The organism is Allofournierella sp. (genome assembly GCF_017889395.1).
In the GTDB taxonomy this organism is placed as follows: domain Bacteria; phylum Bacillota; class Clostridia; order Oscillospirales; family Ruminococcaceae; genus Allofournierella.
Genome location: NZ_JAGHKE010000041.1, coordinates 1 through 18,288 on the forward strand (window position 1 = coordinate 1; position 18,288 = coordinate 18,288).

At 61.4% G+C, this 18,288-nt stretch carries 19 protein-coding genes and 1 pseudogene; 7 read left to right on the forward strand and 13 right to left on the reverse strand.

The genetic code is table 11. The features are described from left to right. Nucleotides 1-480 (reverse strand): annotated as a pseudogene (locus J7G73_RS06755) (preprotein translocase subunit SecA); the annotation flags it as partial. A 251-nt stretch (nt 481-731) separates the two neighbouring features. Here J7G73_RS06755 and J7G73_RS06760 point away from each other — a divergent pair. Beyond that, a complete protein-coding gene (locus J7G73_RS06760) occupies nt 732-1,382 on the forward strand; it encodes a hemolysin III family protein (protein WP_087292765.1) in 651 nt (216 codons plus the stop codon). Nucleotides 1,383-1,434: 52 nt separating this feature from the next. Here J7G73_RS06760 and J7G73_RS06765 read toward each other — a convergent pair whose 3' ends face one another. Then, nucleotides 1,435-2,082, reverse strand: coding sequence for an HAD family hydrolase (locus J7G73_RS06765; protein WP_291245706.1), 648 nt, complete (start codon nt 2,080-2,082; stop codon nt 1,435-1,437). Nucleotides 2,083-2,116: 34 nt separating this feature from the next. Continuing rightward, a complete protein-coding gene (locus J7G73_RS06770) occupies nt 2,117-2,623 on the reverse strand; it encodes a QueT transporter family protein (RefSeq protein WP_291245707.1) in 507 nt (168 codons plus the stop codon). Nucleotides 2,624-2,894: 271 nt separating this feature from the next. Here J7G73_RS06770 and J7G73_RS06775 point away from each other — a divergent pair, with 271 nt between their 5' ends. The 3 genes from J7G73_RS06775 (at nt 2,895) to J7G73_RS06785 (ending at nt 6,123) form a co-directional block, all read left to right on the forward strand. Continuing rightward, entirely contained in the window at nt 2,895-3,917 is a 1,023-nt protein-coding gene (locus J7G73_RS06775) for a LacI family DNA-binding transcriptional regulator (RefSeq protein WP_291245708.1), read from the forward strand. Between the two features lie 87 nt (nt 3,918-4,004). Further along, a complete protein-coding gene (locus J7G73_RS06780; RefSeq protein WP_291245709.1) occupies nt 4,005-5,180 on the forward strand; it encodes a diphosphate--fructose-6-phosphate 1-phosphotransferase in 1,176 nt (391 codons plus the stop codon). Nucleotides 5,181-5,271: 91 nt separating this feature from the next. Continuing rightward, the gene (locus tag J7G73_RS06785) at nt 5,272-6,123 is read left to right on the forward strand and encodes a class II fructose-bisphosphate aldolase (protein WP_291245710.1); all 852 of its coding nucleotides are present in this window, start codon (nt 5,272-5,274) and stop codon (nt 6,121-6,123) included. 61 nt (nt 6,124-6,184) lie between these two features. Here the strand turns inward: J7G73_RS06785 and J7G73_RS06790 are convergent, their stop codons facing one another. The 3 genes from J7G73_RS06790 to J7G73_RS06800 are packed head-to-tail and all read right to left on the reverse strand — an operon-like array spanning nt 6,185 to nt 8,393. Then, complete coding sequence (locus J7G73_RS06790; protein ID WP_291245711.1) at nt 6,185-7,060, reverse strand: DegV family protein; 876 nt, start codon at nt 7,058-7,060, stop codon at nt 6,185-6,187. 8 nt (nt 7,061-7,068) lie between these two features. Continuing rightward, on the reverse strand, nt 7,069-7,566 hold the full coding sequence (locus tag J7G73_RS06795) for a tRNA (cytidine(34)-2'-O)-methyltransferase (RefSeq protein ID WP_087292745.1): 498 nt from the start codon (nt 7,564-7,566) through the stop codon (nt 7,069-7,071). 2 nt (nt 7,567-7,568) lie between these two features. Next, nucleotides 7,569-8,393, reverse strand: a complete 825-nt coding sequence (locus tag J7G73_RS06800) for a pyridoxamine kinase (RefSeq protein ID WP_291245712.1) — start codon at nt 8,391-8,393, stop codon at nt 7,569-7,571. A gap of 203 nt (nt 8,394-8,596) precedes the next feature. On the opposite strand from J7G73_RS06800, the gene J7G73_RS06805 reads away from it, so the two are divergent. The 3 genes from J7G73_RS06805 to J7G73_RS06815 all read left to right on the forward strand — a co-directional run bounded on the left by J7G73_RS06805 (nt 8,597) and on the right by J7G73_RS06815 (nt 11,392). Continuing rightward, nucleotides 8,597-8,785, forward strand: coding sequence for a hypothetical protein (locus J7G73_RS06805; protein ID WP_087181677.1), 189 nt, complete (start codon nt 8,597-8,599; stop codon nt 8,783-8,785). Between the two features lie 145 nt (nt 8,786-8,930). Continuing rightward, entirely contained in the window at nt 8,931-10,844 is a 1,914-nt protein-coding gene (locus J7G73_RS06810) for an aminotransferase class I/II-fold pyridoxal phosphate-dependent enzyme (RefSeq protein WP_291245713.1), read from the forward strand. 125 nt (nt 10,845-10,969) lie between these two features. Next, complete coding sequence (locus tag J7G73_RS06815; RefSeq protein WP_087292739.1) at nt 10,970-11,392, forward strand: hypothetical protein; 423 nt, start codon at nt 10,970-10,972, stop codon at nt 11,390-11,392. Between the two features lie 98 nt (nt 11,393-11,490). On the opposite strand, the gene J7G73_RS06820 is transcribed toward J7G73_RS06815, so the two are convergent. The 7 genes from J7G73_RS06820 to feoB all read right to left on the reverse strand — a co-directional run. Next, complete coding sequence (locus J7G73_RS06820; protein WP_291245714.1) at nt 11,491-12,261, reverse strand: dimethylarginine dimethylaminohydrolase family protein; 771 nt, start codon at nt 12,259-12,261, stop codon at nt 11,491-11,493. Between the two features lie 6 nt (nt 12,262-12,267). Next, nucleotides 12,268-13,494 (reverse strand): argininosuccinate synthase, encoded by a 1,227-nt coding sequence (locus tag J7G73_RS06825; RefSeq protein WP_087183519.1) that lies wholly within the window; start codon nt 13,492-13,494, stop codon nt 12,268-12,270. Between the two features lie 78 nt (nt 13,495-13,572). Then, nucleotides 13,573-14,295, reverse strand: a complete 723-nt coding sequence (locus tag J7G73_RS06830; RefSeq protein WP_087292727.1) for an amino acid ABC transporter ATP-binding protein — start codon at nt 14,293-14,295, stop codon at nt 13,573-13,575. Then, the gene (locus J7G73_RS06835) at nt 14,282-14,971 is read right to left on the reverse strand and encodes an amino acid ABC transporter permease (protein WP_087292724.1); all 690 of its coding nucleotides are present in this window, start codon (nt 14,969-14,971) and stop codon (nt 14,282-14,284) included. Before J7G73_RS06835 ends, J7G73_RS06830 begins: the two co-directional genes overlap by 14 nt. Before the next feature lie 58 nt (nt 14,972-15,029). Continuing rightward, a complete protein-coding gene (locus J7G73_RS06840) occupies nt 15,030-15,911 on the reverse strand; it encodes an ABC transporter substrate-binding protein (RefSeq protein WP_291245715.1) in 882 nt (293 codons plus the stop codon). Between the two features lie 435 nt (nt 15,912-16,346). After that, complete coding sequence (locus J7G73_RS06845; RefSeq protein WP_291245716.1) at nt 16,347-16,517, reverse strand: FeoB-associated Cys-rich membrane protein; 171 nt, start codon at nt 16,515-16,517, stop codon at nt 16,347-16,349. Between the two features lie 54 nt (nt 16,518-16,571). Then, nucleotides 16,572-18,288, reverse strand: a 1,717-nt coding sequence (gene feoB, locus J7G73_RS06850) for a ferrous iron transport protein B (protein ID WP_291245717.1), incomplete at its 5' end; no start/stop codon positions are given.

Consider the following 18,288-nt stretch of genomic DNA (forward strand, 5'->3'; position numbering starts at 1 on the left):
GGTGATGCCCTGCACGATCAGGCCCACCTTCAGGCCCAGCCAGCGGTACAGCTTGCCCATCCACTCGGAGTCGCGGCGGGCCAGGTAATCGTTCACGGTCACCACGTGCACGCCCTTGCCGGCCAGTGCGTTCAGGTAAACGGGCAGGGTGGCCACCAGGGTCTTGCCTTCACCGGTCTGCATCTCGGCGATGCAGGCGCGATGCAGCACGATACCACCGATGATCTGCACGGGGAAGTGCTTCATGCCCAGCACACGCCAGCTGGCCTCACGGCAGACGGCAAAGGCCTCGGGCAGGATATCGTCCAGCGTTTCGCCGTTTGCCAGCCGCTCCTTCAGAGCGGGGGTCATGGCCTGCAGCTCCGCGTCGGTCTTGGCGGCCATCTCGCTCTCCAGCGCGATCACCTTATCGGCGATGGGGCGGATCTTTTTCAGCTCCTTGTCGGAAAAGGAACCGAAGAGCTTGTCTAAAAATGCCAAATCGATCACTCACATTCTTCTCTATATCGTTGATACACAAAAGCGGCCGCACAAAGGGGCGGCGCCGTGCGTGTATAGAAAGCCCATACTACGCTATTCTAATATCATACATCATCCATGGCCCCCTGTCAAAGCGAGGGGGTGGAATATTTGTTAATTTTTTTGTCAGACATTGATTTTATTGCATAAAGTAGTTATACTAACAATAGAATATAGTTTTTGAAACGAGATGAACTCGAGGAGGGGATTGAATGAGCCGGTATTTTGCAAAGGGCCGTGAGCCCATGAGCAGCTACACCCATTTCTGGGGTGCTGTGGGCGGTGTGATCGCCACCTTTCTGCTGGTGGGCCGCAGCCTGTGGCAGGGCTCCAGCGCGCTGGTGCTGGCGGGGGTAGCCCTGTTCGGCCTTTCGCTGGTGGCGCTGTACTCCGCCAGCAGCATCTATCACTACGCACTGTGCGCGGCGGCGCCGCTGCGGCGGCTGCGCAAGCTGGACCACGCCATGATCTATGTGCTCATTGCGGGCAGCTATACGCCCTTCTGTGTGGCCTATATGCCCGCCGGAGAGCGGGAAATTTTCCTGGGCTGTTTATGGGCGGCGGCCTTTCTGGGCATTCTGTTCAAGCTGGTCTGGCTGGACGCACCCCGCTGGATCGGTACCCTGATTTATCTGGCCATGGGCTGGTCCATTCTGGTGGATCTGCCCGCCTTTGCCTCCATGCCCACCGCCTGCCTGGCACTGGTGGCGGCAGGCGGCATCAGCTACTCGGTGGGTGCGGTGATCTACATCGCCAAGCGCCCCAACCTGGGCCCCAACTGGGGGTTCCACGAGCTGTTCCATCTGTTCATTCTGGCAGGAAGCCTGCTCCATTTTCTGGCGGTGTTCCTGTTCGTGGCCTGACGCTTATTTTATAAAGAAAACGCCCTCCAGGCCGGGAGGGCGTTTTTGTTGTTTACAGCTGTTCCAGGCAGGCGGGCAGCTCGTTCAGAGTGCCGATCACCGGCACCCCGGCGGCCTCCAGCCGCGCCCGGCTCTGGTGTCCGGCGGCGCAGAGCACGCAGCCGGTGCCCATGGCCCGGGCCACCTCGAAGTCGTGCAGGGTGTCACCCACCAGCACGGCGCTGGCCGGGTCGATGCCGCTTTCCTTTAAATAGGAAAGGCCGGTCTCTTTTTTGCCCCGGGCGTAGATGTCGCTCTGGCCGAGCAACTCATCAAAGAAGCCAGAAAGCGAACGCTCCTCCACCTGGCGGCGCAGGATGGGCAGCTGGGAGGCGGAAAGGATCACCTGGCGGATGCCGGACTCCTTCGCCCACTCCAGCGCCTCGCGGGCACCGGGGCAGAGCCCGCAGCCCTCGGCGGCGGGCAGATATTGGGCCATGTAAATTTCGGCCAGCTCCTCGTAGGGGTGGCGGCTGAAATCAAAGCCCGCCCGGACATAATAGTCCTGGATGGGAAATCCGAAAATTTCCTTGTAGGCGGCCGCGTCGTATCGCTGGGCGTAGCCGTGCCCGGCCAGCAGATCGTTCAGGCACTGGTTGCACAGGGCCACATCGTCCAGCAGGGTCCCGTTCCAGTCCCAGATCAAAAGACTCGGTTTCATGGCGGCCTCCTTTTTTCGTTTTAAAAGAAACGGCTCATTCGCAGAACAGGCGGCGCAGGCCGGCGTTGCTCTCCATCAGCTTCACCAGGGCCACGCCCAGAATGCCGCAGCTGATTACCTCGCCGATGCCCACGGTCAGGGCATTCCAGGCCGCCAGCGCAGCGGTGCCGGTGACGCCGGGCAGAAAGAAGGTGAGCTCCAGCGCGCCCACGATCACCGCATTGCTCACAATGGGAGGGATCGCGGAGGGAATGGCCAGACCACCCACGCGCATCTTGCGCACCGCGTAGGTTACCAGGCAGGCCACCAGAGTGGCAGCGGTGCCGAACACCACATCCACCAGGGTGGAGCCCAACAGGTTGGCCAAAAAGCAGCCCAGGGTCACAGCCACAATGTACTCCGCACCGAACACTGGCAACAGGCACAGCATCTCGGCCAGGCGAACCTGCACGGCGCCGTAGCTGAAGGGGGCCAGCACCAGGCAGAGCACCACGTAAATTGCGGCCACCATGGCCGCGCGGACAAGACGTTTCGTATTCATGATTACACTCCGGCAGAAAGATTTTATCCGTTTGGCACTGCCAGGTCCAAACGGGTGGGCCCGGGCAAAACCCGGGCGAGCCTAAAATCCTAAGTTGCTCTTGCGCCTTGCGGCGCATACCGGTATTATATCAAATAGTATCGTCAAAGTGCAATAAAAAGCTCCTGAAAATTTTACAGGGATGCGCCGCGTTTTATTTGACGGCGGCATGCAGTGGATTTATAATGAGGGAAGAGAGATACACTCGTGTTTAGATGAAGGAGGTCGCAGCATGGAATCAAAATTCAAGCAGGTCACCCGCAAGGATGTGGCGCGTCTGGCCGGAGTCAGCGAGACGGTGGTCTCTTATGTGATCAACAACAATCGATATGTGGACAAGGAGAAGCGCCGCCGGGTGGAGGAGGCTGTGCGCCAGCTGAACTACCGGCCCAACAGCATCGCCCGGGCCCTGAAGGGTAAGAGCAGCAACCAGATCATCTTCATCGCGGACCAGATCGTCACCGAGCACTTCAGCCTGCTGGTGAACGAGCTGGACCAGTGCGCCTACGGGCTGGGCTACATGGTGTCGCTGTGCTCCAACCGGAACACCGAGCAGTTCGTGAACGAGATCATCGGCCGCCGGCCGGACGGTCTGATCATCAGCTCGGTCAGCTTCCCCCAGGCGTTTATCCAGCGGTTCGTGGATGCCAATATCCCGGTGGTTCTGCTGGAAAACCGGGATTATTCCCAGGTGAAGGGCGCGGGCCGGATCGACAACGGCCTGTACGAGGGCGCGCGGGAGTGCGTGCAGTATCTGGGGGGCTTGGGCCGCAGAGATATCCTGTACATCGACCGCTACAGCGCCCGGGGCAATTTCAGCAATATGGACGATCTGCGCTACCGGGGCTTTGTGCACCAGATGCAGGAGAGCGGCTACTGCGCGGACCCGGTAAGCCGGATCATCACCGGATGCGACAGCCCGGAGCAGCTGGCTGAGCGGGTGCGGGCGTATCTGCGCAGCGGCCGGCCGGTGAACGCCATCTTCGGCCGAAACGACAAGGTGGCCTGCATCGCCATGCAGGCGGCTCAGGCGGAGGGGAAACGCATCCCGCAGGATATCGCGGTCATCGGCTTTGATAACTCCAGCTTGGGCCAGTATGTGGCGCCCCCGCTCACCAGTATGGAGATCCCCCGGGCCGAGATCGCCCGCATCGCGGTGGATATGCTCAAGACCATGATCGAAGAGGGCCAGGTGCCCGAACCGGTGCGGGTGTACACCCGTTTGATCTGCCGGGCCAGCACGGCGGTGGAATAAGTAGGTTCTGGCGGCCCCCGGCGGGCCTGCCATTGCATATAGGAAAACGTTCAACGCAAGAACAGATTAAGAACAAGGAGAAAAGCGATGAAAGGAAATCTGCTGATCGTGCACGGCGGCGCCCCCACCGCCGTGATCAATTCCTCGCTGTATGGCGCGGTGACCGAAGCCAAAAAGCACCCGGATCAGGTGGACAAGGTGTATGGTGCCATCGGCGGCAGCGGCGGTATGCTGCGGGAGCAGTTCTGTGAGCTGAGCGCCGTGCCCGAGGAGGAGCTGCGCCTGCTGCTGCAGACCCCGGCTTCGGCCATCGGTACCAGCCGGGACCCGCTGGAGGCCGAGGACTACGCCAACATGGCCCGCATCTGCAAAAAGCACAACATCAAATATGTGCTGTTCAACGGCGGCAACGGCAGCATGGATGCCTGCGGCAAGCTCTATAAGGCCTGTGTGGCCGAGGGCGTGGACGTGCGGGTGGTGGGCATTCCCAAAACCATCGACAACGACATCGCCGTCACCGATCATGCCCCGGGCTTCGGCTCCGCTGCCCGTTACATCGCGGCCATCACCAGCGAGGTGAGCCAGGATGTGCGCAGCCTGCCCATCCATGTGTGCGTGATCGAGGCCATGGGCCGCAACGCGGGCTGGATCGCCGCCGCCAGCGCCCTTGCCCGCAGCGGCAACGGCGACGGCCCGGACATGATCTACCTGCCCGAGCGCCCCTTCATTGAGGAGGAATTCCTGGAGCGGGTGCAGCAGCTGCACCGCAAAAAGGGCGGCGTGGTCATCGTGACCAGCGAGGGCCTGTGCAATCCGGACGGCTCCTCCATCGTGCCGCCCATCTTCCAGGTGGGCCGCTCGGTCTATTACGGCGACGTGAGCGCCCATCTGGCCAATCTGGTGATCCAGAAGCTGGGCATCAAGGCCCGCAGCGAAAAGCCGGGCATCTGCAACCGGTCCTCCATTGCCTTCCAGTCCAGCGTGGACCGGGAGGAGGCGGTGATCGCCGGTGCCGAGGCCTGCCGTGCCGCCCTGAACGGGGAGAACGGCGTGATGGTGGGCTTCCGCCGTGTGCCCGGCCCGGTCTACAAGTCCGAGACCTTCCTGATCCCGGTGGAGCAGGTGATGCTGCACGAGCGCAAGCTGCCGGATGAGTTCATCAGCGCCGACGGCCGGGATGTGACCCCCGCCTTCGTGGACTGGTGCCGCCCGCTGATCGGCGAGGAGCTGCGCCGTTTCGTCACCTTCAAGCCTCAGCTGTAAGCAAAAGAATTCTGTTTCACGGCGGCCCTGCCCCGGCAATGGGGCAGCGGCCGCCGTGTCGTCGTGTCATTTGGAAAGGAGAGAGCAGGCCATGCTGACCAACAACCTGGACCAGCTGCGCAAAGCCGCCCGGGAGGGCTATGCCATTCCCGCCATCAACACCCAGGGCGGAAACTACGATATCATCCGGGCCTGCTGCAAGGCGGCTCAGGAGCTGGGCAGCCCCATGATCCTGGCCCATTACCCGGGCACCGGGGCCTACTCCGGCCACGACTGGTTCGTGCATACCGCCCAATGGTGCGCCGGGCAGGTGGATGTGCCGGTGTCCATCCATCTGGACCACGGCGACAGCGCGGAGCTCTGTGCCCAGGCGCTGGAGCTGGGCTTCACCAGCCTGATGATCGACGGCTCCCGCCTGCCGGTGGAGGAAAATGCCGCCCTCACCAACCAGGTGCTGGCCATGGCCCGGGATCGGGCGGTGCCGGTGGAGGCGGAGGTGGGCGAGCTGCTCCGGCTGGAAAACGGCGTGGCGCTGGAGAACAGGAACATTGCCCGTCCCGAGCAGGTGCGCCGGTTTCTGCAGCTGTGCCAGCCGGATACTCTGGCCATCGGCATCGGCAATGCCCACGGCTATTACAAGGGCAAACCGGACATCCATCTGGAGGTTCTGGAGCAGGTGCGTGCCTTTACCGATCTTCCGCTGGTGCTGCATGGCTGCACCGGTATGGAGGAGGAGCTGGTCAAAGCGGCCATCCGGCTGGGCGTGGCCAAGATCAACTTCGGTACCGAGATCCGCTGGAAGTATCTGGAAAACTACCGGCGGGCAATGGACGAGCTGGACCACCAGGGCCATTCCTGGAAGGTGAGTCAGTACGCCAGCGACGTCCTGTGCGAGGATGTGAAGCGGATCATCCGGCTGGCAGGCTCGGAGGGAAGGGCCTGAACAACAAGCAAACAAAAAATGCCCCGGCGGCTGCCGGGGCATTTTTGTTGCAATGGAAAAATCAGCGGCGGGGACGGCCCAGGTAGGTGATGGCGATGGTGTCCGGGCCGGTGTTGCTGGCCACCGCGGCGCCCAGCTTGAACACATGCAGGGGACCGTGGCCGAACTCCTTCTTGCACTGCTTGATCAGATCATCCACCGCGGGAATGTCGGTGCAGGCGATCATGTACTCGAAGTCCTCGTCGATGTTGTCCACGCGGCTGCGCACGTACTTGATCAGCGCGCCGGGCACGGCGGCATCGCCGCGCACCTTGGCCTCCACCTTGCTCTTGCCGTCGATCAGGCTGATGATGGGGCGCAGGCCCAGCAGCTCGCCCGCGAAGGCGGCGGCAGCCGAAACACGGCCGCTCTTCTTCATCACCTTCAGGCTGAAGGCGGAAAGCACCACCTCGGCCCGGGCAAAGCGCTCGTTCAGCATGTTCATCACATACTCCAGCTCAGCGCCGTTGCGCAGAAGGCGGGCGGCCTCGCAGACCGGCCAGCCGTAGATGAAGGAATAGGTGTGGCTGTCCACGATATGCACCCGCAGCTCGTGGCCGGGGCGCTCCTCGTTCAGCAGGTCCACGCCCATCACGGCGGCGTCGTGGGTGGCGCTGCCGGTGGAGTTGATGCTCACATACAGCACATCGGTGTAGCCCTCATCCAGATATTTGCAGAACTGGTCGCAGAACTGCATGGCGGTGATGTGGGCGGTGCTGGGGGTGCCCTTGGCGTCCCGCAGCATCTGGTAGTACTGGTCGAAGGTGAAATCCTTGCGCTCCACATAGCTCACGCCGTCCAGCGTGATGGTGAAGGGCAGGATGTCGATGCCGTACTTTTCCTGAAGTTCCACAGGAATGTCACAGGCAGAGTCGGTCAAAACGGCGATCTTACGCATGGTACTCCTCACTTCCATTCGTATTTGGTCAGTTGGCCCTGGCTCTCCAGGTCCGCAAAATCCCATTGGCGAAGCGCTTCGTATACCCCGACGGCCACCGAGTTGGAAAGATTCAGGCAGCGAACACCCTTGCGCATGGGCATCCGCACACAGTGGTCCGGGTTTTCAAACAGCAGCCGCTCCGGCAGGCCGGCATCCTCCCGCCCGAACACCAGATAGCTGCCGTCCGGGTAGGTCACATCGGTGTGACGGTGGCGGCCCTTGCTGGTGAAATAAAAGAAGGGGCCGCTGTTCTTTGCGAAAAAGTCATCCAGATTGTCGTAATAGGTGATGTCCAGCAGGTGCCAGTAATCCAGCCCCGCCCGCTTCAGGTGCTTGTCCGTTACCTCAAAGCCCAGAGGCCGCACCAGATGCAGCCGGGCGCCGGTCACCGCGCAGGTGCGGGCGATGTTGCCGGTGTTCTCCGGGATCTGGGGCTCCACCAGAACAATGTTCAAAACAGGCATGTTCAGTTTCCTCCGCTCAGGCGGCCCAGCAGCGGCTCGAACCATACGCCGAAGGCCGGGTCCGCGGTGGGTGCCGTGTTGTTGATGGCCTCGGCCACGAAGCCGGCGGCAGCATCCGCCGCGGCGGAAAGGGCGTTGCCGCGCAAAAGGCAGCCCACCAGAACGGCGGCGAACAGATCGCCGGTGCCCGGGTAGCTGCGGTCGATGCGCAGACGCTTGACCACAAAGCGGTCCCGTCCGCTGGAGCCGGCACAGGCCAGGTGCTTTGCCAGAGGCAGGCCGGTCACCACTGCACGCTGCACATTGGCGCTCACCTCATCGGCCAGAGCCTGGGCCTGCTCGGGGGTGAACTCCTCGGCGCTGTATTCCCGGCCCAGCAAAAAGCAGGCTTCGGTCAGGTTGGGCAGAATCAGGTCCGCCTGGCGGCACAGCTCACGCATGCCGGGCAGCAGGTCCTGCATGCCGGTGTAAAAGCGTCCGTGATCGGCCAGTACCGGGTCCACCACCTTCAGTGCGCCGGGCCAGTAGGAAAAGGCCTTGAGCACCAGCTGCTGCTCAGCCTCGCTGGCCAGGTAACCGGAATAGATGCAGTCGAACTCCACGCCCAGCTTGCGGTAGTGGTCCAGCGCGGCATCGGCGTAGGAGGCCAGCGGCTGCACCACCGGCTTGCCCAGGCCGCCGGTGTGGGTGGAAAGCAGGGTCGTGGGCAGAAGAACGGGCTGGTGGCCCATCGTGGCCAGTACCGGTGCGGCAACGCTCAGGCTGCACCGCCCCATGCCGGACAGATCATGAATGCACAAAATGGTTTTGGGTGCGTTATGCTTCAAAAAAAGGTCACTCCTTCTGAATAAGAGGGGCCTGCTCCCAGCAGGGCAGGCGACTCTTAACTTATATAGTCTATCACAATTCCCGCCGCAAAGAAAGAGAGAATCCGTAAGAAAACCGTATAGGTCAGGAAAAGCAGGGCAGACTAAACCCTGTAACGCAGGCGCAGGCGCTTGCGGATTTTACCCAGGGAGGAGAACACAAAATGGAAAAGAAAACCATGATGGCAGCCGCGGGCCTGACCGCCGCGACCATGGCAGTAGCGGCCGGGGTGGCCGCGGGGACCAAGGGTAAGAACACCCGCAAGATGAAAAAGATGGCCAAAAAGGTGGCCCGCGGCGCGGAGCGTGCGGTGCTGGACCTGGACAAGATGGTCGGCCGATATTATCATTGAGGCAATCATGCCCCGCCTGTTTTTTTTCACGGCAGGGCATGATTTTTTTATAATTTTGTACTATACTAAACAGTATATTTCTTTTTTGAACCAGCAAACGGGCGGCGGCGTTTTTGCCCTGCCCGGAGGAAGTGAGGGAAAGACCATGAACCAGAACGATACATTGATTTTGGAGGGCGGCGCTCTGCGGGGCGTTTACACCTCCGGTGTGCTGGACGCGCTGATGGAGCTTGGCGTGCGCATCCCCAATGTGGTGGGCGTGAGTGCGGGCTCGCTGAACGCGCTGAGCTATCTGTCCCGCCAGCCGGGCCGCAGCCGGGACATCAACCTGAACTACGTGAACGACCCCCGTTACATGGGGCCGTCCCACCTGCTGAAGACCTTCAGCTTCTTCAACTTCGACTTCGTGTTCGGGCAGCTCAGCCATGAGCTGGTGCCCTTTGACTACGAGACCTTCTATCATTCCGATCAGAGCATGTGGGCGGTGGCCACCGACTGCCGCACCGGCAAGGCTATCTTCTACCACGACAAGGAGATGGGCGAGGAGTTCTTCACCGCCTGCCGGGCCAGCTGCAGCATGCCGCTGCTGTGCAGTATGGTGAAGGTGGGCGAGGACGTCTGCCTGGACGGCGGCATCGCCAGCTGCATCCCCCTGCCGGAGGAGCTGCCCTTCCCGGCGGGCAAGCTGGTGGTGGTGCTCACCCGGCAGAAGGGTTTCCGCAAAAAGGGCCAGGGCCCGGCCATCGACCAGATGTACCGCCGCCGCTACAAGACCCATCCCCAGCTGATGGAGGCCTGCCTGCATCAGGCGGAGGACTATAACCGCCGGGTGCGCCGCATCGAGGAGCTGGAGCAGGAGGGCAAGGTGTTTGTGATCCGGCCCCAGAACCCGGTCACCGTGACCCGCACCGAGCGGGATGTGAACAAGCTGCGGGCGCTGTACCAGCAGGGCTTCGATGAGACCATGGCCCAGGCCGGGGCGCTGCTGGAGTTTCTGGGCATTGAGGCTCCCTCCATGCCGCCGCTGGCTCTGCGCACGCTGGATGCCTCCGGCAGCAGCAACCCGCTGGGTATGCCCCCGGTGGCGGCCCAGGCCGCTGCCGCCGCTTTGACCGCTGCCGATACATATCCGGACCCGGACTGCACCGCCCTGCGGGCAGCTCTGGCGGACCGGTATGAGGTGCTGACCAAGAGCGTGTTTGTGGCCTCCGGTGCGGACGAGGTGATCTGGCGGCTGGCCCGGGCGGTGCAGCCGAAGAAGGCAGTGATCCTGGAGCCGGCCTATGAGGAATACGGTCGGGCGCTGGAGCAGACCGGCTGCGAGCTGGTGCATCTGATGGCAGGCCCCGAGCAGGATTTTGTGCCTGAGGCCGATGCGGTGGAGCAGGCTCTGGAGGGGGCGCAGATGCTGGTGCTGTGCAACCCGGGCAACCCCACCGGTGCGCTTTTGCCCCGCAGCCGACTGATGAATCTGGTGAAGCTGTGTGCCGAGCGGGATGTGCTGTGTGTAGTGGACGAGAGCTTCATTGAGCTTGCCCGGGACGGGCAGGAGCACTCCCTCAAGCAGGACGCGGTATACTGCCCGGGCCTTGTGGTGGTGGACAGCTTCTCCAAGGCCTGGGGCATGCCCGGCCTGCGGGTGGGCTATGCCATCTCCTCCCACGAGGAGCTGGTGCGGCAGATGACCGCCGCCGGTCCCCGCTTCGGGGTGAACGGCCCGGCCCAGGCCGCGGCGCTGGCCGCGCTGCGCCAGCCGGAGCATCTGGAAAAGACCCGGGCTTTGCTGGAAACCGAGCGCCCCTGGCTCACCGAACAGCTGCGGCAGCTGGGCCTCACCGTGCTGGACAGCCGGGTAAATTTTGTGCTGGTGCAGGGCCCGGCGGGCTTTGCGGATACTCTGATCTCCGCGGGTCTGATGGTGCGCAGCTGCGCTGCCTTCCACGGGCTGGACAGCAGCTGGTGCCGTCTGGCGGTGGGTACTAGGGCGGACAATGAGCGCCTGGTGGAAAAGCTGCGGCAGATCTGCACCCGCCAGCCGGAGCCGGTGCCCGCACCGTAAAACGGGAAAAAACTGCCAGCCGGTTTTGGGCAAAAAACGCATTGATTCCCCCGGGGCAGCTGTGCTATACTGAGCAATGCAACAGATGAGTGAAGAAAGCAGCCCCCGGAGGAAAGGAGCGCACCATGCTGACCCAGGAAGATATGCAGGCCCTTGCGGGTTTGATCAATACAGCCGTCACCGCCAGTGAAGAGCGGATGAAGAGCTATATGGAAGATTCCATCAATACAGCCATCGCTGCCAGCGAGGAGCGGATGAAGGGCTATATGGAGGATTCCATCAACACAGCCATCGCTGCCAGCGAAGAGCGGATGAAGAGCTATGTGGATCACTCTATCAACACGGCCGTCACCGCCAGCGAGGAGCGGATGAAGAACCACATGAACGTGGTGGTGGAAAGCCAGGTCATGCCCATGATCCGCCAGGTGGCGGACGGTGTGGTGCAGGCCAACGAGCGGCTGGACCGTCTGGAGAAAAAGGTGGACGATCTGGAGGCCACCGTGGCGGCCCACGAGGTGTGGATCGTGCACAAGGCACAGAACGACTGAACAGAAGCAAAGGGAGCGCGGCGAAGGCTGCGCTCCTTTTTTGCATAAAAAGGCAAGCGCCCCGGGTATTCCAAGATACCCGGGGCGCTTCTTCTGGTTTAAAAACGGAGGGACAGGCAGCTCAGGCCGCCGTCGATCTTGCGGTATTCGGAGGTGTCGCACACGATGGTCTTGTAGCCCAGCTCCTGCACCGCCTTCAGTACGGTGGGGTAGCCTTCGGGCACCAGCACGGTGCCGTTCACCCAGATGCAGTTGGCCGCGTAGGCCTCCTCGGCGGGAATGGTCACCTTGTTGTAACCGGCAAAGGCGGGCTTGTCGCAGAACTCCCCGGCGGTGAGCATGTTGTTGTTTTCCAGGTAGACCACGCCGGTTTTCAGGTGAAGCACCTCGGTGAGGGGGACCTCCACCACCTGGCAGCCGAACTGGCCCAGGATTTCGGCCAGCTGCTGGATGCCCGCCTCGTTGGTGCGGGCGGAGCGGCCCACGTAGAAGGTGTCGCCGCACATCATCACGTCGCCGCCCTCCAGGGTGCCCGGGTCGGTGATGTGGAAGATCTTCTCCTTGGGGTAGAATTGTTCCAGCACCGGCTCGATGGCTGCAATCTCGCCCTTGCGGGTGTCTGCGCCCGGGTTGGTCACGATGGCGCAGTATTTGGTCACAATGGCCGGGTCCTCCACGAAGCAGCTGTCCGGGTAGGCCTCGTCCGGCGGCAGCACGGTCACATCCACGCCGCACTGCTTCAGTGCCTCAATGTAGGCCGCATGCTGGGCCAGTGCCTTTTCATAGTCGGGGGTCCCCAGCTCGGGGTGATCGGTAATGCCGTTCACCATGGCCTTGCAGGGGGTCTTTACGATCACATGCTGAAACATTGCTTCTCACTCCTTGGGCCAGTTCTTCTTGCACTTTGCCTGCACGGTGACGGGCAGGCCGAACAGGTTGATGAATCCGGCGGAATCCTTCTGGTCGTAGATGCCGTCCTCGCCGAAGGTGGCCAGCTCCTCGCTGTACAGACTGTACGGAGAGGTGGTGCCTGCGGGGATGATGTTGCCCTTGTAGAGCTTCAGCTTCACATCGCCGGTCACGGTCTTCTGAGTCTCGGTGACAAAGGCGCTCAGGGCCTCACGCAGGGGGGTGTACCACTGGCCGTCGTATACGATGTCGGCAAACTTCTGGGCCACCAGAGCCTTGTAATGAGAAGTTGCCTTGTCCAGGCAGAGCATCTCCAGCTGAGCGTGGGCGAAGTAGAGGATCTCGCCGCCGGGGGTCTCGTATACGCCGCGGCTCTTCATGCCAACCAGACGGTTCTCCACGATGTCGATGATGCCGATGCCGTTTTCGCCGCCCAGCTTGTTCAGGGTGCGCACGATGTCGCTGCCCTTCATGGCCACGCCGTCCACCGCGGTGGGAATGCCCTTCTCAAAGTGGATGGTCACATAGGTGGGGGTGTCCGGGGCCTGCTCCGGGCTCACACCCAGCTCCAGGAAACCGGGCTTCTGGTACTGGGGCTCCAGGCTGGGGTCCTCCAGATCCAGGCCCTCGTGGCTCAGGTGCCAGAGGTTTTTGTCCTTGGAGTAGTTGGTTTCCCGGTTGATCTTCAGGGGTACATTGTGGGCCTCGGCGTAGTCGATCTCCTCCTCGCGGCTCTTGATGTCCCACTCTCTCCAGGGAGCGATGATGGGCATGTCGGGCGCAAAGGCCTTGATGCTCAGCTCAAAGCGGACCTGGTCGTTGCCCTTGCCGGTGCAGCCGTGGCAGATGGCGTCGCAGCCTTCCTTCTCGGCGATCTCCACCAGATGCTTTGCGATGGGCGGGCGGGCGAAGCTGGTGCCCAGCAGATAGGTGCCCTCGTACTTGGCGCCGGCCTGCAGGGTGGGGAAGACGTAGTCGTCGATGAACTCATCGGTCAGATCCAGCACATACAGCTTGGAAGCGCCGGTCTTGATGGCCTTTTCCTCCAGGCCGTCCAGCTCGGTGCCCTGGCCCACGTCGGCGGAGGCGGCGATGACTTCACAGCCGTAGTTTTCCTTCAGCCAGGGAATGATGATGGAGGTATCCAGACCGCCGGAGTAGGCCAGCAGAACCTTGTTGTACTGAGTTTTCATAATAATATGCATCCTTTCAGACGGCCCGCAGCGGGGCCGGTTGTTTTTTGATTTTGTTTGATTTTGCTTGTATGAAATTCAAAGCACCTTGGACAGGAACGAACAAAGGCGCTCGTTTTTCGGGTGTTCAAAAAATTCGGCGGGCGGGTTTTGCTCCAGTACCTGGCCGCCGTCCATAAAGAGGACCCGGGTGGCCACCTCGCGGGCAAAGCCCATCTCGTGGGTCACGATCACCATGGTCATGCCCTGGTCGGCCAGGTCCTTCATCACGCCCAGAACCTCGCCCACCATTTCCGGGTCCAGCGCACTGGTGGGTTCGTCGAAGAGCAGCACCTCCGGGTCCATGGCCAGCGCCCGCACAATGGCGATGCGCTGCTTCTGCCCGCCGGAAAGCTTGCTGGGGTAGGTGTCGATCTTGTCGTACAAGCCGATGCGCTTTAAAAGCTCCTCGGCCTTGGCGTTGGCCTCGTCCTTGGTTTGCAGCTTCAGCTGCACCGGTGCCAGGGTGATGTTCTCCCGCACGGTCAGGTGGGGGAACAGGTTGAAATGCTGGAACACCATGCCCATGTGCTGGCGCACCTGGTTGATGTCGGTGCCGGGGGCGGTGATGTCCTGCCCCTTGAAGAGGATCTGCCCGCTTGTGGGGGTCTCCAGCAGGTTCAAACAGCGCAGAAAGGTAGATTTGCCCGAGCCGGAGGGCCCGATGATGGCGATCTTTTCGCCGGGGGAGATGGTCTCGGTGATGCCCTTGAGCACCTGGACCCCGCCGAAGTCTTTGGTCAGGTTGTTAACTGCGATCACTTTGGGCCAGCCTCCTTTCCACCTGCTTCTGAATCTGGGTGATGCCGATGACGAACAGCAGATAAATGATGGCCGCCAGATACAGCGGAACGCTGTTGAAGGTGATGCCGCGGATGCCGTCCGAGGCTTTGGTCAGGTCGCGCACCGCGATGTAACCGGCCACGCTGGTCTCCTTCAGCAGAGCGATGAACTCGTTGAACAGGGCGGGCAGAATGTTCTTCACGGCCTGGGGCAGCACGATCTTGCGCATGGTCACCCCGTAGCCGAGGCCCAGGCTGCGCCCCGCCTCCATCTGACCCGGGTCCACCGAGGCGATGCCGCTTCGGGCCACCTCGGCCAGATAAGCGCCGGAATTGATGCCGAAGCCCACGATACAAACCACGATGCCTTCGCTGCTGGCCAGGATCACGGTATAGAGGATCAGCAGCTGCACGATGACGGGCGTGCCGCGGATCACGGTGGTGTACAGCCCGCACACCCAGCTGCCCAGCTTTTGCAGGAAGTTTTTCCGGGGTGCGCAGGTGATGCGCACCAGCGCCACCACAAGGCCGATCAGGATGCCGATGAGCAGAGCGCAGGCGGTGATGAGCAGGGTGTTGCCCAGGCCCTCCAGATACACCTGCCACCGGTTTTGATAGATAACGGCCATGTAAAGGTCGTTCAAAAGCTTTTCCATATGAAAACCTCACTGTGGAACGCGGGGCCCGTTTTTGGGCCCCGCCGCTCCGGTTTTATCAGCCCTCGCTGGAAAGAGCGGTGTGCTCCTCCAGCAGCTTGTCGATGGTGCCGTTCTCGATGTTCTTTTCGATGACCTGGTTCACGAACTCCACCAGATCCTCCTGGCCCTTGGCGATGGCCAGCGCGTAGTTCTCTTCGGTGACCATCTCGTCCAGAACCTTCAGCTCGCCCTCGTAGTTCTTCACGATGGTGTTGGCGGCCACGCTGTCGATCACAGCGGCGTCGGCTTTACCGGCGGCCAGAGCAGCGGCACATTCCACCGCGTTCTTGAACTGCAGGGGAGAAGAGATGCCCAGAGTGTCCTGTACGTAGATGTCGCCGGTGGTGTTGGCCTGTACGGTCACGGTGTAGTCACCGCTCTTCAGCTCCTCGGCGCTGGTGCTGGTGCTGTCCGCGGGCAGCAGCAGCACCTGACCGGCGGTGGCGTAGGTAACGGTGAAGTCCACCTGCTGGGCACGCTCGTCGGTCACGGTCATGCCCGCGCCGATCATGTCGCCCTTGCCGCTCTTCAGTGCCTCGATCAGCAGGCCGAAGTCCATGTCCAGAACCTCGTATTCCACGCCCAGCTCATCGGCCACCAGCTTGCCCACGTCGATGTCCACACCGGCGGGCTGACCGTCCGCGCCCAGATACTCAAAAGGCGGGAAGCCGGTGGCGGTCATCAGAGTGAAGGTGCCCTTCTCCTTGATGCCGTCCAGGGTGGGCGTTGCACCGTCGGTGCTGGTGGAAGAACCGGTGCTTTCCGCCGCGGAAGAAGCGGTAGAAGCGGCGGTGGATGCCGCAGCTGCAGAAGAAGCAGTGGACGAAGCGCCGCCGCCGCAGGCGGTCAGGCTCAGGGTAAGAATGGATGCCAGTGCGAATGCGATCAACTTTTTCATACTGTGTTTCCTCCTTGATGAAGCGGCCCCCTCAAAGCCGCTGTTCTGTTTGCGATAGACTCATTATAGCTGAATAAATATTCAATGTCAATGAATTTTTATAAGACTGTATACTTTGACAAAGCAGCGCGGCAAAAGAGGAAAACGCTGTGCGATTTGATGAATAGAATGCATATAATTTGAAATTTAACAGATTATATAGTATATTTATTCCTGTTGAATGGGAATTTATTAATTTCGTATGAATGTGAAACGAAGCTTGTGTGTGTGAAGAAAAGTGGAAAACAAGCTGCAAAAAGAATAATATGCACATATGACTGAATAATATGCATGAATATGAGTCGGCCGGCGGGTAAAGGACGGACGCAAAGAAAAAAGGGCGGGCAGGAGCATCAGCTCCCGCCCGCCCTTTGAGGGTGAACGGATAAAATTGTTTCAGTGCTTATCGTCTTCCTTGTTCTGTTTGGCCGCTTCGCAGCGGGCGGCGCAGCTGGAGCAGTCGCCGCTGCACTCGCCGCCGAAGCCGCCGTTTTTGCAGATGAACACAAGAGCGGCCACAAAGCAGACCACAACGATCGCAAGCACAAAAAGAGTGGGTAAATTCATGGAAAAAACCTCCGGATCAGAGCCGGGGCGGATGCCCGGCCGGAAAAGCTTGCATTACAGCCCGAACAGCAGCCCCACGCAGCGTACCACGAAGGCCACCAGCCAGGCGATGCCGCACTGGGCAAACACCACAATGAGCGCACCTTTCGCGCCGCCCATCTCCCGCTTCACAGCGGCGATGGCCGCCACACAGGGAGTATACAGCAGGGTGAACAGCAGGAACACAAAGGCGGTGAAGGGGGTAAAGAGGCCTGCCAGCGCCTGGGGCAGGGTGTTCAGACTGGAGCCGGTGAGCACCGCCAGGGTGGAGACCACCGCCTCCTTGGCGGTAAAGCCGGTGATGAGCGCGGTGGAGACCCGCCAGTCGCCGAAGCCCAGAGGCGCAAACAGGGGAGCGATCAGACCGCCCAGCATGGCCAGCAGGCTGGCGGAGGAATCGGTCACCACGTTCAGGCGGGCGTCGAAGGTCTGCAGGAACCAGATGATGATGGAGGCCACGAAGATCACGGTGAAGGCCTTGGTCAAAAAGTCCTTGGCCTTCTCCCACATCAGCCGCAGCACGCTGGCGGCGCTGGGCAGGCGGTAGTTGGGCAGCTCCATCACGAAGGGAACGGGCTCGCCCTTGAAGGCGGTGCCCTTGAGCAGCAGGCCGAACAGGATGCCCACCAGAATGCCGGTCACATAAAGGCCGATCATCACCAGCGCCTGATACTTGGGGAAGAAGGCGGCGGTGAACATGGCGTAGATGGGCAGCTTGGCCGAGCAGCTCATGAAGGGGGTAAGCAGGATGGTCATCTTCCGGTCCCGCTCACTGGACAAGGTGCGGGTGGCCATGATGGCGGGCACGCTGCAGCCAAAGCCGATGAGCATGGGCACAAAGCTTCGGCCGGAAAGGCCGATCTTGCGCAGCAGCTTGTCCATCACAAAGGCCACGCGGGCCATGTAGCCGGAATCCTCCAGAATGGAGAGGAAGAAGAACAGCACCACGATGATGGGCAAAAAGGTGAGCACGCTGCCCACACCGGCGAAGATGCCGTCAATCACCAGGCTCTGCACCACCGGGTTGATGCCGTAGCTGGTGAGCGCGCTGTCCACCAGACCGGTCAGGGCATCCAGCCCCAGGCCCAGCAGGTCGCTCAGGCCCTGGCCGATCAGGCCGAAGGTGAGCCAGAACACCAGACCCATGATGCCCAGAAAGATGGGAATGGCCAGAAAACGGTGGGTGAGCAGGCTGTCGATCTTCACGCTGCGGGCATGCTCCCGGCTCTCGCCCTTTTTGATCACGGTGTGCTCGCACAGCGCACCAATGAAGGCATAGCGCATGTCGGCCAGAGCAGCCTCCCGGTCGGTGGAAAGGTCGGCCTCCATCTCGGTGATGGCGTGCTCCAGAAGCTCCTTCTCGTTGTTGGAAAGATGCAGCCGCTCCAGCATGGGCACATCGCCCTCCACCAGCTTGGTGGCGGCGAAGCGCAGAGGCACGCGGGCCTGCTGGGCGTGGTCCTCGATCAGATGGCAGATGGCATGGATGCAGCGGTGCATGGCGCCGGCGCAGAAATCCACCCGGGCGGGCTTTTCCTGATTCAGGGCCACCTGCATGGCGTGCTCGATCAGCTCGTCGATGCCTTCGTTCTTGGCGGCGCTGATGGGCACCACCGGGATGCCCAGTTCCTCTTCCAGCTGGTTCACCAGCACGGTGTTGCCGTTGGCCCGCATCTCGTCCATCATGTTGAGGGCCAGCACCATGGGAATGCCCAGCTCGATCAGCTGCATG